The organism is Acidobacteriota bacterium, assembly GCA_018001935.1.
In the GTDB taxonomy this organism is placed as follows: Bacteria; Acidobacteriota; JAAYUB01; order JAAYUB01; family JAAYUB01; genus JAGNHB01.
Window position 1 is genome coordinate 42,328 of the sequence record JAGNHB010000026.1, and the last position, 23,965, is coordinate 66,292.

Below are 23,965 nucleotides of genomic sequence, written 5' to 3' on the forward strand. Positions count from 1 at the left end.
CCGGAGGACAATGGGAAACACCCGGACCTGGAAACCGAGGCTGAGTGCTCTCCTGGCAACGGTTGCGGCCGTTCTGGCCGGGATGGCGGTTTACGGTCTGATCCAGTCCTTTCACCAGCGGCGGGCCGGCAGTGAAGCCCGGACCGCCCTCAATGCGCTTTCCGACGGGATCCGGAAACAGGGTCTCGGCATCGACCTCCGGGCGGTCAGTTCGCTGGCCGGTTCCCGAACGATCCGGGGCCTGGCCGACGGGAGCCTGGCCGCGGACTCGGCCGATGCCCGGGGAGTGCTGGAAACGGCGCGGTTCCTCCTGCAAGCCCGGGAAGTCTACCTGTGGAACGGCTCGGGGAACATCATCGCGTCCGACGTCGACCCGGAGAGCGTCTCCCTGAGCGAGAGCAGCGCCCAGTTCTCGCCCGAATTCCTGGCGTGGGTCCGGAACAAGCCCACGGCCTCGGTTTCCGCCGGTCCCGAACCGGGTTCGCTGAGCCTGCTGCTCAGCGCCCCGGTCCCCTTGCCCGACGGCAGCCCAGGGAGCATCCTTGGGGTGCGCATCAGCCTGCGGGAGGTCCAGACTCTGCTGGACTCGGAGATCGACCCGGCCTTCGTGATCTCCCCCGAAGGGGTCGTGGTTCTCACCAATCGCCCGGAGACCCGGTACGGCACCATGACCCCGGTCACCCCCGCCGACGAGGACCGGTTCCGCCGTGAACGGGGATATCCCCTGGAAGCCCAGTTCCCTCCCCTCCCATTCTCCCTTCGCCAGGACCAGATCGTACGGTTCGAAAGCGCCTCATGGCGGGTCTTCCTCCAACCCATGGACATTCCCGGCTGGTCCCTGGCCATGCTCCGCCCGGACGTCTTCCCCTGGGAAATGGTGTTGGCCTCGGAGGGCCTGGTGGTCCTGCTCCTCGTCCTCGTCCTGGTGGACATCCGGACGTCTTGGAAGCGCAAATGCCTGCAGCAGGCCGTGCTGGAGAAGGAGACGGCCGAACTGGCCACCCGTGGCCGCCTGCTTTTCGTGCAGAGCATCATCAACACCATCCCCAACCCCGTCTTCGCCATGGACCGGAACCACTGCTGGGTTCTGCTGAACGAGGCCATGTGCGAGATCACGGGCTGGCGCAAGGACAACAAGGACAGCCTGGTGGGGCGCCAGGACACGGGCACCCTCTCCCGTGAGGTCGTGGGGCGGATCCGGAGCCGCGAGGAGGACGTGTTCGCCTCGGACCGCCCCCTGGAAGACGAGGTGGATTACCTCGACAACCACCACATGCGCCGTTGGATGGTCATGCGACGGCGCGCGGGGGTCGACGACAAAGGCAACCCGGTCCTGGTGGGGGTGCTGACGGACATCACCGAGCGAAAGCTCGCCGAGGAGGAGATCCGGCTCAAATCGATGCTGGTGGACGCCTCCACCGACATGATTTCCCTGGTGAACCTGGAGGGGTTGATCGTCTATGCCAACGCCGGCCTGTGCCGTACCCTGGGCTTCAAGCAGTCCGATCTCACGGGCCGCAACATCTCGGAGCTCGAGGCGGTCGAAAACCCGATTTCCTTCAAGGATCGGCTCTCCGGCCTGGTGGACATGACGCACCTGGTCTACGAGACCCGGCTGAAGACCAAGGAAGGCCGCATCATCCACGCGGAGGTGGCCGCGAAGATGGTTCGGCACCGGGACTGCCCCTACCTGCTGATCTCCGCCCGTAACATCACGGAGCGGAAGGAGAGCGAGGAGGAGCGCAAGCGCCTGGAGGCCCAGATGCAGCAGGCGCAGAAACTCGAAAGCCTGGGCGTCCTGGCGGGAGGGATCGCCCACGATTTCAATAACCTCCTAATGGGGATCCTCGGCAACGCCGACCTCGCGCTCTATTCACTTCCCCAGGGTACCCGGGCCATCGACAACATCAAGGAGATCGAGAACGCCGCCCGCCGCGCGGCCGAGCTCTGCCGCCAGATGCTCGCCTACTCCGGCAAGGGGCGCTTCGTGCTGGAACAGGTCAACCTCTCCGACCTGATCGGGGAGATGACCCACATGATCGAGATCTCGATCTCCCGCAACGCGGTGCTCCGCCTGAACCTCCCCCGGGCGATCCCGTGCGTCACGGCGGACGCCACCCAGCTCCGCCAGCTCGTCATGAACCTGGTCATGAACGCGTCGGAGGCCGTTGCGGAGCCGAGTGGCGTCATCTCCATCTCGACGGGCGTGGTGGAATGCGACACCGAGTACCTCAAGAAGACCTGGCTCGATGACGACCTCCCCGAGGGGTTGTACGTTTTCCTGGAGGTCTCCGACACCGGGATCGGCATGGATGAGGCCACGCTCCAGAGGCTTTTCGAGCCCTTCTTCTCCACCAAGTTCATGGGGCGGGGGTTGGGGATGTCCGCCGTGCTCGGGATCGTCCGGAGCCACTCCGGGGCCATCAACGTCACGTCCGAACCCGGGCACGGGACCAGGGTGAAGATCTACCTGCCGGCTTCCGAGGAGATTCCCCAGGTCAAGGACGACCTCCTCGCCGTCATCGAGACGTCCTGGTGGGGAAATGGCCTGGTCCTGCTGGTGGACGACGAGGAGACCGTCCGCACCGTGGGCAAACGGATGCTCGAACACCTGGGGTTCAACGTGGAAACGGCGGGGGACGGGCGGGAAGCGGTCGAAAAGGTGACGACGCTGGGGAACGCTCTCCAGGTGGTGGTCCTCGACCTGACGATGCCGCACGTGAGCGGCGACGAGGCCTTCCGGGAAATCCGGAGGCTCCGGCCTGACCTGGCCATCGTCCTGTCCAGCGGCTACTCCGAACGGGAAGTGCGGATCCGGGTCGAGGGGATCGAAGGCGTCCCCTTCATCCAGAAGCCCTACCAGGTCCCCACCCTCCGGGACACGCTCCGGAGCGTCCTCGACCCCAAGCGAAAAGCCGGCGCCTGACCCCGGGGGCTTATTTCGGATGAAATCGCCACCAACGCGAGCGCCGGATTCCTGCCGACGTTCGGTTCCTGCATCGCAAGGGGTTGTCGGCAGGACGGCGGTGTTTCCCAACCCTTCATTTCTGCCTGGAAGCGAGTTCCCGCTTCATCTCCTGGAGTGACAGCTCGAAACGGCTCTGGTGATGTCGCCGCTCTTCCGGGAGGCGGATGACCATGACGGGGCACGGGGCGTGCTCGAGCACACTCAGGGCCGTGTGGCTCAGGGATTTGTCCTCGCTGGTCTCGGGGGAGCGGGCGGCCATCATGACAAGGTCGATTTCCGCCTCGTGGGCATAGCGGACCACCCCTCTCCAGATGTCGACGTCCTTGAGGTGAACCTTGATGAGATCGACCTGGTTGAGGGCCGTACGGGTGACGATGTTCTCGGTGTTCTCGCTGATGGCGAGGAAGAACTCGTTGAGGGCCTCGAAGTTGGGCGCCTCGTCCCGCGTGATCACGTGGAGGAGGTGAAGGCGGGCATGGAGGGATCGGGCGAACAGGATGGCGTATTCCAGGATGTCGATGGAATAGCGCGTGAACTGGGTGGGAAAGAGGATGTTCTTGATGATCTTCAAGGGCGAGCCTCCCGGTCATCGGTTTTACGTGATTCTAGTACGACCGGGGCGCATCCGCAAGTCCGAAGGTCCACGCCCGGACGCCCCCCGGGGAGAAACCGGCCCGGGACGGGGAGGCGGATGCATGATCTTGACAACTCTGTGAATCCGGGTTAATTTGAAACAAAGAAGGTGACGGAGGGGCCATGATCATTGCCAACCCGATCTACGACGTGGTGTTCAAGTACCTGATGGACGACAACCGGGTGGCCAGGCTTTTCCTGTCGGCCATCCTCGGGGAACAGATCGAGAGCCTGGAGTTTCGGCCCCAGGAGCGGAGTTTTTTCCTCGAGAAGCGCGGCCTGACGGTCTACCGCCTGGATTTCTCCGCCCGGATCCGCACGTCGGACGGGAGTTTCAAACAGGTGATCCTCGAGGTGCAAAAGGCAAAATTCCCCTCGGACATCATGCGTTTCCGCAAGTACCTGGGCGATCAGTACGGCAGCGATGACAATGTGCACGTCGTCCGGGAGGGCAGCCGGGAACGGAAGCAGGCGGTGCCGCTCGTGAGCATCTACTTCCTGGGGCACATGCTGGAACGGGTGAAGGCCCCGGTGGTGCGAATCCGGAGGACTTACACCGATGCGGCCACCGGGGAGGAAATCCTCGAGCGGGACGAGTTCATCGAAAGCCTGACCCACGACAGCGTCGTCATCCAGATCCCCGCTCTGAAGGAACAGCGGCGGACCGAGTTGGAGGCCCTGCTGAGCGTTTTCGACCAGAGTCGTCTCGGGCTCGATCACCACTTTCTGAACGTGGACCCCGGGGCGATCCCCCCGAAGTACCGGGCGGTTCTCCGGCGCCTGCAAGCCGCGGCCGTCGAGCCGGAGGTCCGACAGACCATGGAAGCGGAGGACGACATCCTGGAAGAACTGGACAACCTGGACCGCTCCATCGCCCGGCTGGAAGAAGAGGTGGCGATTCGGCAACGGGCTCTGGAACGGAAGGAGGACTGCATCGCGGCAGCCGAGAGATCCCTGAAGGAGAAGGCGGACCTGATCGCGGCAGCCGAGAAAGCCCTGGCGGAGAAGGAGGACCTGATCGCCGCGAAAAACGAGGTGATCGCCGAGAAAGTAGGGGTGATCGCCGAGAAGGAGGGGGTGATCGCCGAAAAAGAGGGAGTGATCGCCGAGAAGGAGGGAGTGATCGCCGAAAAAGAGGGAGTGATCGCCGAGAAGGAGGGAGTGATCGCCGAAAAAGAGGGAGCGATCTCCGTGAAGGAAGAGGAACTGAAGCAACAGCAACGTGAGATCGAGGCTCTGCGCGCTCGTCTCGCTGAACTCACGGGTGGGGGCGGGTGAAACCGGACCGGTGAGCGTTCATTCCCCGTCGCGCCAGCGGCGGCGTCCCGCACTGATCAGGCCGGGGATCAGCGCCAGGATCCATGCCCAGGACCACCAGTTCCGGCCCATTCGTTCCGTCCCTCCCAGGAAGGCGAACAACCCCGCGGCGGATGCGGTCAGAAGGCCGATCAGGGGAAGCATCAGCTTCCACATGGGGGTGTCCGGGTGCCGCCAGGGGGCAAGGGTCCGCACGAGAAGGGCGGAGACCGTGAAGCCGGCGATCATCACGAGGCCCGGAACGGTTCTCCCTTGCGCAAGAAGGACCCCGCCCAAGGCCGCGACCCACAGAAAGGCACCAATCCATCCCCATATCCAGCCCAGCCGCTCGCCTCTGCGGTCACCCATCGTCCACCTCCGTTCCGGTGTCGGCCCCGGGCCCTTCCCGCGTTTAACCGGCGGGTATTCCACTCTTATTCTAACGCAGCTTCTTCACACGTCAAGTGCTGTGAAGCACCACGGCCAGGATCGGCAGAAGCCCGTTCCCCGGGTGAAAAGATCGGCTCCGGGCTCCGGCAGGCAGCCCCCGTGGGGTCCGGAGGCAAGGCCGGTCCTGGAGGATCAGCCCAAAACAGGGGACAACCGGTTTCGGCCCGAGGCTTTCCCGTGTACAATGGGCTGGCGGGTGGTCCGACCACCCGACGCCCTACGACCCGGAGGCCCGATGCCGCTTGACGATCTGCGCGACTTCATCCGACGCCTGGAAAAACACGGTGAACTGGTGAGAGTGAAAACCCCCGTCAGCCCCGAGCTGGAGATCACCGAGATCACCGAACGGGTCGTCAAGGCCGGAGGCCCGGCGCTGCTGTTCGAAACGGTCGAGGGATCGGCATGCCCTCTCCTGATCAACGCTTTCGGGTCGGAGCGGCGAATGTGCCTGGCACTGGGGGTCGATGCCCTCGAGGAGGTTGCCGGGAAGCTGGAGGCCGTCCTGGACACCGACCCGCCCAAGTCGCTCCTGGACAAGGTCCGGATGCTCCCCCGCCTGGCGGACCTCTCCCGCATTTTCCCCCGGACCGTCCGGAAGGGTGCGTGCCAGGAGGTGGTCCTTGAAAGCGGGTTTTCGCTGGACGAATTCCCCATCCTCAAATGCTGGCCGGGGGACGGGGGCCGCTTCATCACCCTGCCGCTGGTTTTCACCCGGGACCCCGCGAACGGGAAGCCCAACTGCGGCATGTATCGCATGCAGGTTTACGACGGCCGGACGACAGGGATGCACTGGCAGACCCACAAGCACGGCGCCGCCCACTACCGCGAACAGGGGAGGCCGGGGGACCGGATGCCCGTGGCGGTGGCCATCGGCGCGGACCCGGCGGTCACCTTCGCCGCCACCCTGCCGCTTCCGGACGGCCTCGACGAGATGGTCGCGGCCGGATTCCTCCGGGGCGCCCCCGTGGAGAGGGTCCGCTGCCGGACCCTCGACCTGGAGGTCCCTGCCTCCGCGGAGATCGTCCTGGAGGGGTACGTGGTGTGCGGGGAGACCCGGACGGAGGGCCCTTTCGGCGACCATACCGGCTTTTATTCCCTCGAGGGCGAGTATCCCGTGTTCCACGTTCAGTGCGTGACCCGCCGGCGGGACCCCGTGTACCACGCGACGGTGGTGGGGCGCCCCCCCATGGAGGACTGCTGGATGGGAAAGGCCATCGAGCGCATCTTTCTGCCCCTGATGCGCAAACAACTTCCCGAGATCCGGGACATCCGCCTCCCCTTCGAGGGGGTCTTCCACAACCTGATGCTGGTGAGTATCCGGAAGGCGTACCCCGGGCATGCCCGCAAGGTCATGCACGCGATATGGGGACTCGGGCAGGCCATGTTCACCAAGTGCATCGTGGTGGTGGACCACGACGTGGACGTCCAGGACCTCTCGGCGACCGTCTGGACCGTGCTGAACCACATCGACCCCCAGCGGGACGTGGAGTTTGTCCTCGGCCCCGTGGACAGCCTGGACCACGCCGCACGCTTCCCGGACTTCGGCTCGAAGATGGGGATCGACGCCACCCGGAAAGGGCCGTCGGAAGGCTTCACCCGCCCTTGGCCCGAGCCGGTGGCCATGAGCCCCGACGTCCGCCGGCGGGTCACGGAAAAGTGGGCCGCCTACGGGATCCCTCTGCAGCCATGAGTCCATTCCGGACCGATATTGCGGAAAGCGGCCTCACGCCAAGGCGCGAAGCCGCCAAGCCTCGCAAAGAACTACGGTTAGGACTTCCTGGTTTCTCCTGGCGAGGCTTTGCGCCCTGCGTCTTCGCGTGAGGCCAGGAGAACCGACCGTCGCGTGTTCCTGCGCGTGGCGATCTATTGTTTCTCGTACTTCGACGGGCACTTGAGGATGAGGGCGGTTGAGGTGAAGACCCGGGTGGCGGGGTCGTAGCGACCCTCGGCGACAAGGGGCTTTCCCTCGCGGAAATTCTCGGGGCGCATCCCCCGGTGGACCACGGTGACCTCGACGGGCTGACGGTGGTCGCGCAGGCGGAACCGGAAGTCGCCGGACGCGGGGTCGAAGGACGCGGTCCCCGGAGGGACCGTCCCGCTCACGCGGATGGCAGCGAGGTCTCGGGGGTATTTCCCCGCCACGACCTCGCTCACGTGGAAGTAGTAGGCCCCGCCCTCACCCAGCCCCGAGACGATGAGCCAGGCGGCGACCCCCGCCAGGGCGACCCCGAAAGCGATCAGGAGCCCTCGATGCATCCCTGCCTCCGATGGATAGTACGGCCGATGGGGAATCTCTCCGGGACGATCCCCGCCCCTGAACCGTCCCGTTAGAGATAGCGGGGATAAGGGGAAAAAACAAGGGAAATCTCCATGCCGGGTGCGGTACCCGGTCGACAGGCTGAATTCTCTTGTTTTTCCGACGGTTTTAGCCTACTTTTGCCCCATGTTGACTCCTGGGGCTGGAAAAGGGATTCCGGCGAATGTCGGCGACCTCGGAAAAGGTCGATTCAACCACGGAGATGGCTTTTGGCCTGTTCACGGTCATTGGAAGCGCTTCTTCCCCGTGCCTCCGTGCCTTGGCGAGAGAAATTCCGGAAGGATCTCTCGCTGAGACAAAGGGACACGGAGGGGTCGCAACCCGAAAAGAATAGAAAAATCTTTGTATTTATGACAGATGAGGAGGATTCGAGATGGCACCAGGTAAAATCGTGTTCGTGGCCGTCACCCTGCTGTTCGTCCTCTTGGTGTGCGGAGCCGGGAGCAGTGCCCCCCCCAGGGTGATCGCGACCTTCCCCGCCAACGGCGCCCCGGACGTCGATCCGTCCACCCCCGAAATCTGGGTGAAATTCGACCGGCCCATGATGGACAACAGTTGGTCCTGGTGCTACGAGAAACGGTCCCAGTTCCCGGACCAGACCGCCGGCCCGCGGTACGAGGAGAACGGCACCAAGTGCATCCTGCCGGTCAGGCTCGAGCCCCGGAAAGAATACGTGATCTGGATCAACATGGCCAATCACGCCAACTTCAAGGACCGCAGCGGGACCCCGGCGGAACCGTACAAGTTCACCTTCACGACAAGGTGAGGCGGATATCGTCCGGCTCAGCCTCACGCAAAGGCGCCAAGCCGCCAAGCCTCGCAAAGAGGCCGTGAAGCCCTCTCGAAACGCTTTGCGAGGCTTTGTGCCTTTGCGTCTTTGCGTGAGACCTGGCGAGGGTTCCCGAACCCGGCTCTTTTTTGACCGGGCTGGGCGCCTGCCGCCCCGTGCTGACGGGATCCGGAAAAACGGCTTTGTTTCACGGGGCGATTCTGGTATCATGCGCGGCCGGCCGGCGGTTTCTCGCCCGGTCGAGGGGCCCCGCGAACTCTTTCGGTGAAGGTCGTCGGCCCGAGGGAGCCTGCAATGGATAACCGACTGGATCATATACGCAACTTCTCCATCATCGCCCACATCGACCACGGCAAATCCACCTTGGCAGACCGGATCCTGGAGATCACCGGGGCCCTCACCGAGCGCGAGATGGCGGCCCAGGTCCTCGACGACATGGACCTGGAGCGCGAGCGGGGCATCACCATCAAGGCCCACGCCGTCCGGCTCGCCTACCGGGCGGCGGACGGGCGCACCTACCAGTTCAACCTCATCGACACCCCCGGCCACGTGGACTTCACCTACGAGGTTTCCCGGAGCCTGGCCGCCTGCGAGGGCGCCATTCTGGTGGTGGACGCCTCCCAGGGCGTGGAGGCCCAGACCCTGGCCAACACCTACCTGGCCCTGGAGAACGACCTGGAACTGGTCCCCGTCCTCAACAAGATCGACCTGCCCGGGGCCGACGCCGAGCGGGCGGGCCTGCAGATCGAGCAGATCATCGGCCTCTCCCGGCAGGAGATCCTCCCCGCCAGCGCCAAGGAGGGCCGGGGCGTCCGGGAGATCCTGGAGGCCGTCATCGCCCGGGTCCCGCCGCCGAAGGGCGACCCCGACGGGGCGCTCAAGGCCCTCATCTTCGACTCCTGGTACGACGTCTACCGGGGCGTGGTGATGCTGACCCGCGTGGTGGACGGCCGGATCGCGAAGGGGATGAAGATCCGCTTCATGAGCACGGGGCGTGATTACGAGGTGGAGCAGACGGGGATCATCACCCCCAAGTACCAGATGGTGGATTCCCTGAGCGCCGGCGAGGTGGGCTTCATCATGGCCGGCGTGAAGAACCTCGACGACGCCAAGGTGGGCGACACCCTGACCGAGGCGGCCCGCCCCGCCGACGAGCCCCTGCCCGGCTTCCAGGAGCTCAAGCCCGTGGTCTTCTGCGGCATGTACCCCGTCACCTCGGAGCAGTACGAGGACTTCTCCGACGCCATGAAGAAGCTCCAGCTCAACGACAGCGCCTTCCGCTTCGAGAAGGAGACGTCGGCGGCCCTGGGCTTCGGCTTCCGGTGCGGCTTCCTGGGCTTGCTCCACATGGAGATCGTCCAGAGCCGGCTGGAGCGCGAGTTCAACCTGGACCTGATCTCCACGGCCCCCAGCGTCCGCTACCACGTGATCCGGACGGACGGCGACGAACTCTACGTCGAGAACCCGGCCCACCTGCCGCCCTTCTCCAACATCGCCGCCATCGAGGAGCCGGTCTACACCCTGGTGGTCATGACCATGGACGATTACCTCGGGCCGATCCTGAGCCTCCTGGAGGAGAAGCGGGGGGTCCAGCGGAAGTTCGAGTACGTCGGTGAGAAGCGGGTCATGCTCACCTACGAGGTCCCCCTCAACGAGATCGTGGTGGACTTCTACGACCGCCTCAAGTCCGTCAGCCGCGGCTACGCCTCCATGGACTACCACTTCCTGGGTTACCGGGAATCCGACCTGGTGCTCCTGGACATCCTGGTGAACGGCGAACCCGTGGACGCCCTCTCCGTCATCGTTCACCGGGACTTCGCCTACCGGCGCGGCCAGACGCTGGTCTCCCGCATGAAGGAGGTCATCCCCCGCCAGCTCTTCGAGGTGGCCATCCAGGCCGCCGTGGGGAACCGCATCATCGCCCGCGCCACCGTCAAACCGCTCCGGAAGAACGTCATCGCCAAGTGCTACGGCGGCGACATCACCCGCAAGCGCAAGCTCCTGGAGAAGCAGAAGGAAGGCAAGAAGCGCATGAAGCGCGTCGGCAAGGTGGAAATTCCCCAGGACGCCTTCCTGGCGATCCTCGACATCTCCAACGACTGACTCAACTCCAGTTTGCCGGCAGGTTCGCCCGCCAGGGGGACTCCCGCATCCGGACCAGTTCCTCGCGGAAGTCGATGCCGCGGTGGAACCGGGCCTGATCCAGGATGAAATCCCGGACGTCCAGCTTGAAGGCCCGGTCCACGGCGAAGAGCGCGTACCCGTCGTTCCACTCGAAGGCTGCACCCCGGGCCATCCGTGGCCGCAGCCAGTCGGCGGCGACACGCTTCATGCACGCCGCCACGTCGTCGGGCCCGCACTCCCCGTGGAGGGTGAGCAGGGCGTGAAGGTGGTCGTCCAGGGACGCCACGGCGACCGCGCAACCGTTGCAGGTCCGGATGCCCTCGGCCACGACGGCGGCCAGCTGCGAGCGGATTTCTCCCGGGGGGATCCGGGACCCCGAGCGGACCGTCAGAACCAGGTGAATCAGGTCTTTGCGAAAGGTCGTCAGCATCGTCCCACCTCCTTCGGCCTTTTACCCATATCAACGTTTTCGCCGGGAGATTTCCGAACTTTTTTTGGGGTGGGAACGAAAATAATCTACCCGGCGTGTCGGAAATCCGGTACCTTGACACCTGGAGCGGACCGACATCCCCCGTTTTCCCGGGGGATGAGAACCGGCCCTCTCCTCCGCGACTCAGGAGAAGGCCATGACGATCGCATTTGAAGAGCTAAGGCCGGAAGACCTCCAGATGAACGTCTTTTCCCGGATCGGCAGGGATTGGATGCTCATCACGGCCGGGCCCGTGGAGGACTGCAACACCATGACGGCGTCCTGGGGCGGCCTGGGGGTCCTGTGGCACCGGAACGTCTCGTTCGTCTTCGTCCGGCCGGTCCGGTGGACCTACCGGTTCATGGAGAAGCACCCGGTCTACACCCTTTCCTTCTTCGACGAGGAGCACCGCGGCGCCCTGCAGCTCTGCGGCAGCCGGTCGGGGCGGGACACCGACAAGATCCGCGACGCGGGGCTGACCCCCTTCCCGACGCCGGAGAACGGGACGGGCTTCACCCAGGCGCGCTTGGTGCTGGAGTGCCGGAAACTGCACAGCCAGGACCTCGACCCGTCCCGGTTCCTGGATCCGTCCATCCTGGGCAACTACCCCGACCGGGACTTTCACCGGCTCTACATCGGCGAAATCCTGAACTGCCTGACCCGGTGAGCCGTGGCGCCGGCTTCAGCCGGAGCGGAACCGGTTTGCCCCGGCGTGGGATGGAAAGGAAACGGCGGGTTTCGGGCCCGCCGTTTCCTTTCCTGAATGGAAAAGCCTAGATCCCGCCGGCGAAGACGGCGTGATTGCGTGTCTGCCAGGAGAGATCGACCGAGCCCAGCGACAGGGTGCCCGTGACGCCGGCTTCCGTGGTGAACCACAGGGTCACCTCGCCGGTGGCGGTGTTGCGCAGCAGGACGTCACTCTTCCCGTTGCCGTCGAGGTCGGCGATGCCCGCGACCTGCCAGTCGGGGGAAGGCAGCGTGGCCAGGTAGGGGGACCCGGTCACCGCCGCCCCGTTGAACAGCCACGCGATCAGGTCGCCGGTGGCGGTGTTGACCAGGAAGAGGTCGGCCTTGAGGTCGGCGTTCAGGTCGCCCAGGCCCGCGAGCTGCCAGACGGGGTCCAGCGACCCGGGGGTCATGTCGGATGCGAAGTTGCCGGCGGTGTTGATGAACCAGATGGACATGACGCCGCTGACGGCGTGGCGCCACAGCACGTCACGGGTCCGGTCGCCGTCGAAGTCGGCGATGCCCTCCACCTTCCAGTCGAGATCGCCGATGCCGCCGACGTAGGAGTTGCCCCGGTAGCCGCAGTCATCCACGAACCACAGGGACATCATCCCGGTGAGGGGCCCGGCGGCGTCATTGCGCCAGAAGACGTCGGCGCGGCAGTCGCCGTCCACGTCGCCCACGCCCACCACCTTCCAGTCGACGGGTGCACTGCCCAGGGTGGTGATACTCCCGGCGTACCCGGCGCTGCTCAGCAGCCACACGCTCATGTCCCCGGTGGTGGCGTGGCGGAGGAACACGTCGAAGAAGGAGTCGGCGTTGAAATCGCCGATCCCCGTAACCTGCCAATTCGGGTCGGCCAGGTTCCCGATGAAGGCGTCACCCACGACGCCGGCGCCGCTCAGGAACCAGGCGGCCAGGTTGCCGTCGGCGGTGGAGTACCACAGGATGTCGGACGTGAGGTCGCCGTTGATGTCCACGATCGCGGCGGGGTGCTCCGCGGTGGCGCAGGGCGTCACGCAGCAGGTCCGGGTGCCGGTGACGAGGTCCAGGCTCCAGCCGTTGGCGATGGAACCGCCGTCGGAACTGGCGGCGTCGTAGACGAAGAGTTTCCAGGTCCCGTTGGGGTCGGTGCCGTTGAAGGCGTCGAGGGTCGTCCCGTAGGGCAGCCCCGGCGCCGGGGAGGGAAGGGCGGTGCCGATGCTCCCGGTGGGCCGCCAGGTGCCCGATACCACGGGGCTCGGGACGGGGGCGGCGGCGGATTGGTCGAAGACGAGGGTGGCGTTCACTGCATCCGTCCCGCCGCCGGTGCTGGCGAGCAGCACGCAGCTCTGGCCGGCGGGCCCCACCAGCAGGATGCGCAGGTCGCCGGGGTAAGTGTGGCTGAGGCCGGCGAGGGTGGCTTTCACCTTCTGTACGGTTCCGCTCAGGCCGGTCACGGCGATTTCGGAGGGGTAGGGCGTGGCGGGGCTGACGGTGGTGGGGATGCTGATCGACCCGGTGTTGGCGAAGGCGGCGGTGGCGGTGAGGGTGGAGCCGAGCGTGAAGGTGTAGGTCTTGTACCCGAGGTCGGTGGCGCCGTCCACACAGTGGAGGGTGGCGGTGACGGTCCCGCCGCAGGCGGCTGCCGAGGAGACGATGAATTGGAAGGAGCGGGTGACCGTGGCGCCCCCCGCCGCCACCGCACCGTAGCTCTGGGGGGGGGTGGCGCACTGGACGCCGCCCGAGAGCTGCAGGTCGGCCACGAGGTCGGCGGTGCTGTCGGTCCCGACGTTTTTCAGCCCGAAGGCGACCGTGACGGTTTCCCCGGGGTCGAGGACGCCGTTCCCGGGAGCGCAGCCCTCGGAGACCAGGGCAGCGCCGTCGGCCTGGAGAATGGGGGTCCCCGCCTGGCCGCAGCAACCCACCAGGGCCACCTCGAAGGAGACGTCGTCGATGAAGCAGTTGTTGCCGTAGGCGGAGGTCCCGAGGAAGGCGATGCGGACGTCGGCATGGTTGCGGGCCGCGGCGGAGACGTCCACCGTGTGCGGGGACCAGCCGGCCGTCGCCCCGTAGCGGCTGACGGGGCTCCCGCAGGAGACCCAGGTGGCGCCGCCGTCGCTGGACACCTGCACCCGGACGTTGTCGTTGTTGGAGGTGTAGCCGGGGTCGTGGTACATGTAGAACTTGACGTAGAACATCGCCTGCCCGTAGGCCGTCGTGTCGATGCCGGAGGTCCGGTAGAGCCGGGCGGCATTCCCGGACGACGTGTTGTAGGAGTTGAACTTGCCCTGGTAGGACCCGGCGTGGGGCGTGTTGACCGGGTTGGTCCCCGCCCCGATGGCGGCCCATTCCGGGGTGGTGGTGCCGGAAACGGTCCCCACCGGGGTGGTAAGCCAGCCGGCGGGCGGGTTTGCCCCGGGCTCGAAGGTCTCGCTCAGAAGGACGGAAGTGCCGCCGGCGACGATGCCGGTGCTCCGGACCAGGGTCAGGGTCCCCAGGTCGGTGGCGCCATCCTGCAGCTGGAAGGTCAGGGTGATGGATTCGCCGCAGACCAGCGCGGGGTCCACCGTGAAGGTGAAGCTCCTAGTGATGCCGGCGCCGCCGGCCGTGAGGGCGCCGTAGGCCTGGGAGGCACCGGGGCTGGTCACGCCGCCGGTGGCCTGGAGGGTGGCCACCACGTCGGTGGTGTCCAGCGAGCCGACGTTGCGGAGGGTGATGTCCCACGTCATGGCCTCGCCGGGGTCGGGGAGGCTGTTGGCCGGCGAGCAGCCTTCCGCGGTGATGGCGCTGGTTTCCAGGGTGACCGCGGGGGCCGGGACCTCGCTGGCGTTGTAGATCACCAGGGCGAAGTCCTGGTCGGTGGTGCTGCCGTTGTACGGGACACCGTCGCCGGGGACGTTGTAGGCGTTGACCGTCACCTGGAACGCGGTCGAGGTCCAGGGCGGCGCCAGGTAGACGTTCTCGATGTTGTTCAGCCGGTCGGCGCTGCCGCCGGTGGCGGACAGGCCGCCGCTGAACACGTTGCCGAGGTAGGTGTTCGACCCGTTGACGACCGTGAGGTCCAGGTCGTTCACGAGCGCCGGGTTGGCCCCGGCCGCCCCGGCGGCATCGGACCAGACCAGGGAGATCCGCACGGGCTTGGCGGGGTCGTCGATGTAGAAAGTGTACCCCTTGGACTGCCCGGCGGCGGTGAAGACGTAGTTCTGGTCGTGGTACATGTTCTGGACGCCGTTCCCGATGACGTTCGCCAGGTCCACCCTCCCCCAGCCCTGGCTGTTGCTGGGGATGTTGCCGTTGACGCCGGACCCGCCCGCCATGTCCGTCGCGCCGTTGATCAGCAGCGCCTTGACCATGGCGGGGGACGGGACCCCGCGGCCCTCGTCGGCCCACCACTGGGCGAGGAGCGCCGACGAGCCCGAGACCAGCGGGCAGGCCATGCTGGTCCCCGAGCAGTAGCTGTAGTAGGCGCTCCCGGATCCCGACACGGCGCTGGTGCAGCTCGAGGTCCCGCTCGTGCTGCTCTTCCAGGAGACGGTCTGCTCGCCGGGGGCGGTGACGGTGGGCAGCGTCCGGCCGTCGAGGGCGGGCCCGCGGCTTGAGAAGCTGGCCATGTTCCAGATGGCGCCGACGCGGTAATTCTGGGACGCCCCGACGGAGATGAGGTTTTTCGCCTCCTTCGGTTCCGTGAGGGTGGAGGCGCCCGGGCCCGAATTGCCCGCCGAGAAGACCATGACGAGGGGTTCCGCGACGGTCGCGGTGTCGAAGTTGGCGTCACGCACCATGAGGTCGTGGGTCCGGCAGGCCGCGGAGTAGCCCTGGGCCCCGGAGGCGCCCGTGAACCAGGAGTTGCTCGACCCCATCGCCCCATTGAGGACGGAGTCCTTGCTCAGCACCTGCCAGCCGCCCGTGGGCGGCCAGTTGGTCCCCAGGAGCGCGTTCTGGATGACCATGCCGGCCCTCGGCGCCATGCCGACGCCCCAGTAGAAACCGTCGCCGTCCTGGATGCCCGTCCCGCCGTTGGCGGTCCGGGGGTCGCCGAAGATGGCGCCCGCGGTGTGGGTCCCGTGGCCGTCGCTGTCCGCGTTCGGGGTGGCGGCCCCGGCGTAGGCGACGTAGGTCGGCGTCCGGCCGGCGATGTCGGGGTGCGCGCCGTCGAGGCCCGTGTCCACGTCCGCCCAGGTGATGCCGGTCCCGTCCAGGCCCTTCGCCGCCAGCCACGTGAAGTACCCCGTGACCGGGGTCCCCGGTGAGCCGGTGATGTTGCCCGCGAGGACCTGGGTGCACATCTCGTCCTCGAGGCCGGGCCGGGGGGAGGCGTATTCCAGCGCCCAGACCGCTTCGAGCCGGGCCACCGTTTCCAGGGCGGCGGCGTCGAGGGCGCAGACGGCCGTGAGGAAGCGCCGGTCGGGCTGGGCGGGGAAGACCTGGAGGACCTTCCCCCCCGCGGCGGCGATCCGGGCGGGTACCCCGGTTTCGTCGCCGTCGTTGAAGAAGGTGACGGCGACGTTCTCGATGGTCCCCCGGAAGCCCGCCAGCCCGGGGCTCGTCTTGTAGGCGGGGTGGAAGGCGCCCTGCCAGCGGACGAAGTCGAGCCCCGCCGCCGACCGGGCCTGGGCCTCGGAACCCCAGACCAGGTAGGTGTTGTTTGGGTAGTACTGCAGGGGCACGAGCCCGCGCGCCACGAGCTTGTCCAGCCACTCGCCCCTGAGCAGGCCCGTGAACTGCACGAGCCGCAGGGTGGGGCCGCTCCCCTCGAAGCGCAGCGTCGGCGGGAGGACCGGTTCGCCCTCGACGACGGGGTCGAAGTCGTAGCCCATGACGCGGACCCGGGCGGGGTCGGGGACCCCGGGGCCGTTTTGCGCGGCCGCCGGGGTGAAGCACCCGGCGCCGAGGGCCCCGAGGAGTGCGAGGATCGCGAAGGCGAACCGGGTTCCGTTTGCGTGCCTGTTCATGCTTTTTGCCCCTTTTCGGCGAATGGTGATCTCCGGTCGTCCGGGTGCTTTCGGAGCGCTGCGCTCCGCACCCGGGCCCGCTCAAGGACACAACCCCTCGAATCACGATGCGAAAGCGAACTATACGCGAGGGGGCAGCGGAGTGTCAAGGCGAGTTCGGGTGAAAAGAACAAAGAGGCAGCGCGGGGGTTCGCTGCCTCCAAAGCGCCGCTACAAAGCGTGTCGCCGCACTCCGTAAGTGGTGGCGCAAGCTTCAGCTTGCGTGGATGTCAGAGCCCGTCTTCGTCGCGTGGGTTGCGAAGCGGCGCCACGAAGCCTGCCGCCTCACTCCATGTCAGACCGGGTGGCGCTCCAGCCAGCGGTTGTAGGCCCACATGCTGACGGCCGACAGGAACCCGACCCCCATGAGGATCAGCCACCCGAAGGCATTCTGCCACGGGTCGAGTTCGAGGAGGCCGTTGGGGAGCACCTTGTGGTTGCGGCACATGATCTCGTTGAAGATGAAGGCGCCCACCGGGCCGCCCACCAGGGCCCCGATGGCCATGGGAAGGTTGGCGTAGCCCAGGAAAAGACCCTCCTGGCCCTTGGGCGCCAGGGCGCCGATGTACTCGTAGGTCCGGGCGGAGGTGAACAGCTCGCCGAAGGCGATCAGGCCCACCGTGAGGACGATGAACAGGGACCCGATGGGGAGAAGGTTCCCGAGCGTCAACGCGCGGACACCCTGGGCGGAGAAGATGGGGGCCAGGTTGATCAGCATGGAGACCCCGATGATGATGATTCCCACGATGATGGACTTGATGGGCTTCATCTTGCCGAAGGCCCGGGTGATCATCAACTGGAAGAGGACGATGACCAGCGGGTTGGCCATGGTGTAGATGTCCATGGGGGGATCTTTCTCGACGACCTTCTTCACGTAGAGCGGCAGCACGTTGTAAACCTGGGAATAGATGAAGAAGAAGCCGCTGGAGACGAGCAGGAACAGGGCGAAACGGAGGTTCCGGAGCACCAGGACCATGTCCGCGAGGATCCGGCCGACCGATTTGCGGGGCTTGGCGGTGGCGGAGGCGTACCCCACCTTGTCCGGGTCCTTGTACAGGATCATGACGACGAAGAAGGCGACGATCGAGCACCCCGTGGCCACGGCGTAGATGTAGCTGAGGTCGAACTGCTTCCGCATCACGTAGCTGATACTGCGCCCCACGAGGGAGCCGATGTTGATGACCATGTAGAAGATGCCGAAAGCCAGGGTCGCCCGGGCCCCGGCGGTCTTCTGGACGGTTCCGGAGATGCAGGGCTTGATGACGGAGCCGCCCATCCCAATGAGCAGAATCCCCAGGAGCACCGGGACGACGATGTCCGAACCGGCGGTCACCAGGTCGCTCTTCTCGGCTCCTTCCGACAGCCCGTGTCCCCCGAACCAGACGGGGTATCCCATCAGGAAGTACCCGATGGCGAGCAGGACGAACGCCACGAGCAGGGCCCGGCGAAAACCGACCTGGTCGGCGATGGTCCCGGAGAGGATCGGCAGGAAGTAGACGAGGTACCACAGCAAGCCGTTGAGGACGCTGGGCCAGTAATTGCCCAGACCCATCTGGCCGAGGTAGATGACGACGAAACTGGCGATGGCGTAGTAGGCGGCGCGTTCGAAGAGTTCGGTGATGTTCGCGGACCAGAAGACGCGCGGGAAGGATTCCTTCGGGACGGGGACGGCAGGGTTTTCCATGGTTGCTCCACTCTCCGGATCGGGATGACGGTCGAAAACCCCGGCCGCAGGGCCGGGGTATCGGCGGGTTCGAGACGACTTCCGGGGACGGGAAAAGCGCCGGCGCTACCCGTTCAACTCCTCGCGAAGCAGCGTCGCGCCCAGGGCGGCGGCACGGTCGCCGAGGGCGGCGGTGGTCACCAGGACCGAGTAGAAGAGACCCCGCATCCCCTGGTTGAGGGCGAAGTCCTGGATGTCCCCGAACAGCTCGGGGATCGACTCGATGAGTTTCCCCCCCAGGACCACCACCTTCGGGTCGAAGAGGACGATCACGTTGGTCACCAGCACCCGGAGGGCGACCACCACCTCGTCCCAGATCTTGCGGGCCGAGGAGTCGCCGGCCAGCATGCACCGCCGAACGGTGGACAGGGTGGGCGCCGGTTCGCGGGAGAGGAGGGTCGACGGGTTGCTGCGGACGGCTTCGCGGATGATCATCTCGATGGCGCGGCCGCCCGCGTAGGCTTCGAAGCACCCCCGCTTGCCGCAGGCGCAGGGGCGGCCGCCCGGGATGAAAATCGTGTGGCCCGCCTCGGCGGCGACGCCCCGGGAGCCGCGGACCATCCGGCCGCCCGACTTGAACGCCGAGCCCACACCGGTCCCCACGAAGATCCCCACCGCGTCCGAAACACCCTTTGCCGCGCCGTACGCGCACTCGCCGAGCAACGCGCAGTTCACGTCGTTCTCGACGAAGACGGGAAGTCCCGTCATCTCCCGGAATTTCTCGCCGAGCGGAAGCCGCTCGATGCCCAGGTTCGGCCCGAAATGGACGAAGCCCCGCTCCTGGTCGACGTAGCCGGCGATGCCGACACCCAGGGAGTCCACGGCGGCCCCCTCGATGAGGTCGCGGAGTTCGCCGACCAGGGACGCCATGGCCTCCATCAGCCTTTCCGCCGAGCGCTCCGGCGGCGTTTCCTTTCGAAGGCACTGCCGGATGTTCCCGTCGCCGTCCGTGACGACCCCCACCATCTTCGTGCCGCCGACGTCCAAGCCGATTCTGAACATCCTGACTCTCCTTGCCCACGGATTGAAGGGTGCAGTTTACCGGAATAAACCGGCATTTTCAAGGGGCCTTTTCGACATGAACCTCCGCCATCCCGGTGAAGGGAAGGCCCCCCCTTGTCGAGGTGCACCCTCGTCACCCCGATCGACTGACGGGAAATTTTACGTTTCGGGGGGCGGGGCGCCGTCCGTTCCGGAAAAGAGTGACGGATATTTTTACACCCAGCGGCGCCCGGCGGCATCAATTCGTTTAAATGCTAGAAATCAAAGGGAAAAAATTTTCGACGATCGGTTTGGCAAGCGTTTTGCCAAGAACAGGGTGGGAAAGGAGAAGAGCCATGAGCCAGATCGCCATCATCATCAACGAGAACCTGAACCGGAACGCGGCGGAACTCCAGGCCGGGAGCGAGGCGGGACACCACGGCCAGCTGTGCATCCTCGACGCCGACGACTTCTTCCACCGGCACTACGGCAGGCTCTACCGGACGGCCTGCCGGATCCTCAAGGACGCGGAGTGGGCCCGGGATGCGGTCCAGGATGCCTTCCGCAACATCTTCCAGAACATCCGGAACTTCCGGGGCGACAGCCGGCTCGAGACCTGGATGACCCGCATCGTCGTGAACGCCTGCTACGGCTACCTCCGGAAATGGAAGCACAGCCGCACGGAGCCGCTGATCACCGATCCGGACCACCCGGAGAAGAACGACGCCAACTTCGTGGAGACCTCCGAAGACCCCCGGGAGACCACCTCCCGCCGCGAGGTCGCCGGCCTGCTCAAGAAGGCGTTGGCGGGCCTGGCGAAGAGCCACCGCGACGTGATCGTCCTCCACGACATCCAGAACCGCACCATCGAGGAGATCGCGGCGTTCATGGCCCTCCCCTCCGGCACCGTCAAGAGCCGCCTGTTCTATGGACGCCGGATGCTGCGCGAAGCGCTGGCCCGGCAGGGTTACTGACAGGATCTTTGACAACGGTTACGAACAAGGGCACCCGACCCGAGGCCCAAACACCCGAAGCTTCGCGAGCGCCGCCACCTCTTCCGGAATACGAACGGACCCGCATGCTCCCCCGCCTCCTCCTGCACCTCCTCGACCGCCTCTTCAACGCCTCGGCCCGGGTGCCCTTGTGTATTTCAGGGGGCCCGTGCCGCACGGGCCCCCTGAAATACACCCCTCACCTTATTCGGGGTCTTTGACGGAAGGTTGCCGGCGGTAGGACTCGGGGCGGATCCCGTACTTGCGGATGATGCGCTGGAGTTGCTGGCGGGCGGTCCCGAGGCTCCGGGCGGCCCGCGAGATATTGCCGCTGGCGGCGATGAGGGCCTCGGTGACGAAGCGGAACTCGAACTGTTCCAAGGCTTCGTTGAGGGTCAGCCGCTCCTGCTTCTCGAGGAAGCCCAGGTCCTCGGCGGTGATCTCGCGCCCCGCGGCCAGGATAACGGCGCGGTGGATCCGGTGCTTGAGTTCCCGGATGTTCCCGGGCCAGGTGTACTCCCGGATGCGGGACATCGCCAGCGGCGAGAAGGAGAAAACGTCGCGCCGTTCCTTGACGGCGAGGGCCCGGACGAAGAAGTGGGCGAGGTCCAGGACGTCGTTTCCGCGCTCCCGGAGGGGCGGGAGGTGGAGGTTGATGACGTTGAGGCGGTAGAAGAGGTCCTCCCGGAAGTTGTTCCGGGCGATCTCCTCCTCGAGGTCCTTGTTGGTGGCGCTGATGATGCGGACGTCGAGCCGGATGGTCCAGGCGCTCCCGACGCGCTGGATCTCGCCCTCCTGGAGGAACCGGAGCAGCTTGACCTGCAAATTGGCGGACATTTCGCCGATCTCGTCCAGGAAAACGGTCCCCTTGTCCGCGTTCTCGAACTTGCCGATCTTCAGGGCGTGCGCCCCGGTGAACGCGCCTTTCTCGTGCCCGAACAGTTCGCTCTCCAGCAGGTTTTCCGGGATGGCCCCGCAGTTGATGGGGATGTAGGGCCGGTTGGCGCGATCGCTGAGTTCCCAGAGGGTGCGGGCCACGAGTTCCTTGCCGGTTCCGCTCTCGCCCGTGATGAGGACGGGGGCGTCCGTGGGCGCCACTTTCTTGATCAGGTGGTGGAGGTTCCGGATCGTCTCGCAGTTGCCCATGAAGGAGTCGCGCGCTTCGCCGGTCCGGACACGCTCCTGCAGCCGCCGGTTCTCGGCGATGAGGTGGATCTTTTCCTGGAACGCGGCCAGGGCCTTGCGCATTTTCTCGGAGGGGAGGTCCTCGAAGATGACGAAGTAGTCGTCCGCCCCGAGCTTGATGGCCTCCACGGCGAAATCCAGGTTGAAATTCCGGGCCTCGGTGATCACCCAGACGGTGGCCTTTTCGTGTATTCCCTTGATCTCGCGGATGATCTCGTTTCCCTGCATGCCCCGCATCACCATCCCGGTGATGAGCAGGCTCACGGGGAACTGCCCCGCCATGTTGACGCCGCTTCGGCCGTTGGAGGTGGTGTGGACCACGAATCCCGTCCCGGCGAAGAGGTCGACGATCCCCCGGGTGACCTCGGGGTCGTCGGAGATGATCAGAACGTGGGCCGGGTTCGATGTGTCGGGGCTCATGGCGCGTTCCCGGGGCTGGTCCGTCAGGGGGCGCCCGTCGCGTCGCCGGCGTCCAGGCGTCGGACCACGATAGCCGTCGTGTCGTCGCGCAGGGGGCACGAACCGCGGAAGGCGTCCAGCTCGGTCCAGAGCCGGTCGATGATCTCCCGGCTGCCGGCCCGCCCGAGGCTGGTGAGGAACTTTGGGAGGAAGTCCTTGCCCGGCATCTCCCCCGCGGCGTTTTCCACTTCCGAGACCCCGTCGGTGAACAGGAACACGAAGTCCCCGTTCCCGAGGACGGTCTTGCCGGTGCTGTAGGGGGCCTCCGGGAGGAACCCGAGCAGGGTCCCCCCCTCGGTGAGTTCCGTGACGCGGCCGTCGGTCCGGACCAGAAGGGGGTTGTTGTGCCCGGCGTTGCAGTACTCCAGCTCGCCCGAGACCGGGTCGTAGAGCATCGCGAAGAGGGTGATGAAGAAGGTCCCCCCGCAGAGGCCGCAGACGAAGCGGTTGACCTTGGACACGTTGTAGCTGATGTCGCTCTTCTGTTCGCTGGTGGCGGAAAAGGCGGCGTGGACCGCGGACGTCAGGATGGCGGCGCCGGTCCCCTTTCCCATCACGTCGGCGATCACCACGACAAAGCGCCCGTCCTCCAGCTCGAAGCAGTGGTAGTAGTCCCCGCCCAGTTGGTGGCAGGACCGGAAGCACAGGGCGGACTCCGCGCCGGGGATCGGCGGGAATTCGTTCTGGAGCAGCATGTTCTGGATCTCGGACGCCAGTTCCAGGTCCTTTTCCATGGCCTTCTTCGTGAGCAGTTCCTGGATGTAGAGATAGTTCTCGATCTTCATGGTCACGAGGTTGGCAATGGCGGTCAGCAGGCGAAGGTTCTTTTCGTTGAAGGCGCTCTCCTGGAACGACGAGTCGAGGTAGATGAGGCCGTAGACCCGGTCCTCGTTCCAGAGGGGGACGCACATCACCGACTTGATGCCCTGGATGATGACGCTCTGGGCCTTCTCCAGGTTGGGGTCGCCTTCCACGTTGGAGGTCAGGACGGCCGTCCGCTGCTCCATCACCTGCCGGCGGATGGTGTTGGAGAACTGGATGATGTCGCCGGAGACAGGGTCCGCCTGCTGCCCGGAGAAGGCCTTGACGCGGAGTTCCCCCTCCTCGTTCATCATGATGCACCCCCGCCGGGCGGGCACCACGGACATGATGAGGGTGAGGCTGTGCTGGAAGAGCCCTTCGATGTCCCGCTTGTCCAGGAGCGAGGTGGCGATTTCCTGGAGGATGCTGAGGCGGACGTTTTCCGTGCTCAGTTGCTCGAGACCGGGGGGGATGGCGGGCTTGACCTTCTCCCGCAACTCCCCCAGAGGGATGACGCAGGTCATGGCCGGGGTCCGGTGCGGCGGGGAGACGCCGGCGGAGGGGCCGCGGGCGTCGCCGTAGAACAGGATGATGGTGGCTCCCAGCGTGATCACGTCCCCGTTGCGCAGGGGACGGGGGCTCGTGAGGATGACGTTGTTGACGTAGGTCCCGTTCCGGCTCCCCGCGTCCTCGATGACGGGGGCTTCACCCTCGAGACGGATGCGGGCGTGGGTCTTGGAGACGCCGGGGTCGGTGTCGATGATCAGGTCGGAATCGGCGGCCCGGCCGATGAGGACGCTCTGCCCCGGAGACAGGGAGAAGGCCCGCCGTTTCCCGAAAATGTCAAGCTGAAAAGTCGTCTGCATCCTCTTCGCACCGCGGGTCGGCCTGTGTGAATCCGTCGCTTCCAAGGTATCCGTTCCCCCCTGCATTGTCAAGGTTTTTCCGGATCAGCACTTTCGCAAGGGAAAAAGTTGGCATGATCTAACCCCGCCCTGATCGGGCTATCAGCTCGCGGAACGCCCGGGGTCACCTCACAAATCATTCTTGCAATATCAAGTTCCCTCTTGACTAGCCC

16 protein-coding genes are annotated in these 23,965 nt (G+C 66.0%); 7 read left to right on the forward strand and 9 right to left on the reverse strand.

The features are described from left to right. Positions 1-10: 10 nt before the first annotated feature. A complete protein-coding gene (locus KA419_11415) occupies positions 11-2,926 on the forward strand; it encodes a PAS domain S-box protein (GenBank protein MBP7866549.1) in 2,916 nt (971 codons plus the stop codon). Positions 2,927-3,041: 115 nt separating this feature from the next. Here the strand turns inward: KA419_11415 and KA419_11420 are convergent, their stop codons facing one another. Continuing rightward, positions 3,042-3,539, reverse strand: a complete 498-nt coding sequence (locus tag KA419_11420; protein MBP7866550.1) for a universal stress protein — start codon at positions 3,537-3,539, stop codon at positions 3,042-3,044. Positions 3,540-3,724: 185 nt separating this feature from the next. Between KA419_11420 and KA419_11425 the strand changes: the two genes are divergently transcribed. Continuing rightward, positions 3,725-4,879 (forward strand): hypothetical protein, encoded by a 1,155-nt coding sequence (locus KA419_11425; protein MBP7866551.1) that lies wholly within the window; start codon positions 3,725-3,727, stop codon positions 4,877-4,879. Positions 4,880-4,897: 18 nt separating this feature from the next. On the opposite strand, the gene KA419_11430 is transcribed toward KA419_11425, so the two are convergent. Continuing rightward, on the reverse strand, positions 4,898-5,266 hold the full coding sequence (locus tag KA419_11430) for a hypothetical protein (protein MBP7866552.1): 369 nt from the start codon (positions 5,264-5,266) through the stop codon (positions 4,898-4,900). Between the two features lie 316 nt (positions 5,267-5,582). On the opposite strand from KA419_11430, the gene KA419_11435 reads away from it, so the two are divergent. Next, on the forward strand, positions 5,583-7,037 hold the full coding sequence (locus tag KA419_11435; protein MBP7866553.1) for a menaquinone biosynthesis decarboxylase: 1,455 nt from the start codon (positions 5,583-5,585) through the stop codon (positions 7,035-7,037). A 173-nt stretch (positions 7,038-7,210) separates the two neighbouring features. Here the strand turns inward: KA419_11435 and KA419_11440 are convergent, their stop codons facing one another. Beyond that, positions 7,211-7,603 carry a cytochrome c maturation protein CcmE gene (locus tag KA419_11440; GenBank protein MBP7866554.1) on the reverse strand — a complete coding sequence of 131 codons (393 nt, stop codon included), beginning with the start codon at positions 7,601-7,603 and terminating at the stop codon, positions 7,211-7,213. 434 nt (positions 7,604-8,037) lie between these two features. Here KA419_11440 and KA419_11445 point away from each other — a divergent pair, with 434 nt between their 5' ends. After that, positions 8,038-8,430 carry an Ig-like domain-containing protein gene (locus KA419_11445; protein ID MBP7866555.1) on the forward strand — a complete coding sequence of 131 codons (393 nt, stop codon included), beginning with the start codon at positions 8,038-8,040 and terminating at the stop codon, positions 8,428-8,430. Positions 8,431-8,748: 318 nt separating this feature from the next. Next, positions 8,749-10,557, forward strand: coding sequence for a translation elongation factor 4 (gene lepA, locus KA419_11450; GenBank protein MBP7866556.1), 1,809 nt, complete (start codon positions 8,749-8,751; stop codon positions 10,555-10,557). 1 nt (position 10,558) lies between these two features. Here lepA and KA419_11455 read toward each other — a convergent pair whose 3' ends face one another. Next, entirely contained in the window at positions 10,559-11,008 is a 450-nt protein-coding gene (locus tag KA419_11455) for a transposase (GenBank protein ID MBP7866557.1), read from the reverse strand. Positions 11,009-11,204: 196 nt separating this feature from the next. On the opposite strand from KA419_11455, the gene KA419_11460 reads away from it, so the two are divergent. Then, positions 11,205-11,714, forward strand: coding sequence for a flavin reductase (locus KA419_11460; GenBank protein MBP7866558.1), 510 nt, complete (start codon positions 11,205-11,207; stop codon positions 11,712-11,714). A gap of 106 nt (positions 11,715-11,820) precedes the next feature. Here the strand turns inward: KA419_11460 and KA419_11465 are convergent, their stop codons facing one another. The 3 genes from KA419_11465 to KA419_11475 all read right to left on the reverse strand — a co-directional run bounded on the left by KA419_11465 (position 11,821) and on the right by KA419_11475 (position 19,471). Then, a complete protein-coding gene (locus KA419_11465; GenBank protein MBP7866559.1) occupies positions 11,821-16,707 on the reverse strand; it encodes a S8 family serine peptidase in 4,887 nt (1,628 codons plus the stop codon). A gap of 334 nt (positions 16,708-17,041) precedes the next feature. Continuing rightward, positions 17,042-18,430, reverse strand: coding sequence for an MFS transporter (locus KA419_11470; protein MBP7866560.1), 1,389 nt, complete (start codon positions 18,428-18,430; stop codon positions 17,042-17,044). A gap of 105 nt (positions 18,431-18,535) precedes the next feature. Beyond that, the gene (locus KA419_11475; GenBank protein MBP7866561.1) at positions 18,536-19,471 is read right to left on the reverse strand and encodes an ROK family protein; all 936 of its coding nucleotides are present in this window, start codon (positions 19,469-19,471) and stop codon (positions 18,536-18,538) included. Between the two features lie 335 nt (positions 19,472-19,806). On the opposite strand from KA419_11475, the gene KA419_11480 reads away from it, so the two are divergent. Next, on the forward strand, positions 19,807-20,424 hold the full coding sequence (locus tag KA419_11480; protein ID MBP7866562.1) for a sigma-70 family RNA polymerase sigma factor: 618 nt from the start codon (positions 19,807-19,809) through the stop codon (positions 20,422-20,424). 222 nt (positions 20,425-20,646) lie between these two features. Here KA419_11480 and KA419_11485 read toward each other — a convergent pair whose 3' ends face one another. Together KA419_11485 and KA419_11490 are read right to left on the reverse strand one after the other, a co-directional pair. Continuing rightward, entirely contained in the window at positions 20,647-22,047 is a 1,401-nt protein-coding gene (locus tag KA419_11485) for a sigma-54-dependent Fis family transcriptional regulator (protein ID MBP7866563.1), read from the reverse strand. A gap of 23 nt (positions 22,048-22,070) precedes the next feature. Further along, positions 22,071-23,753, reverse strand: a complete 1,683-nt coding sequence (locus KA419_11490; protein ID MBP7866564.1) for a SpoIIE family protein phosphatase — start codon at positions 23,751-23,753, stop codon at positions 22,071-22,073. Positions 23,754-23,965 lie beyond the last annotated feature (212 nt).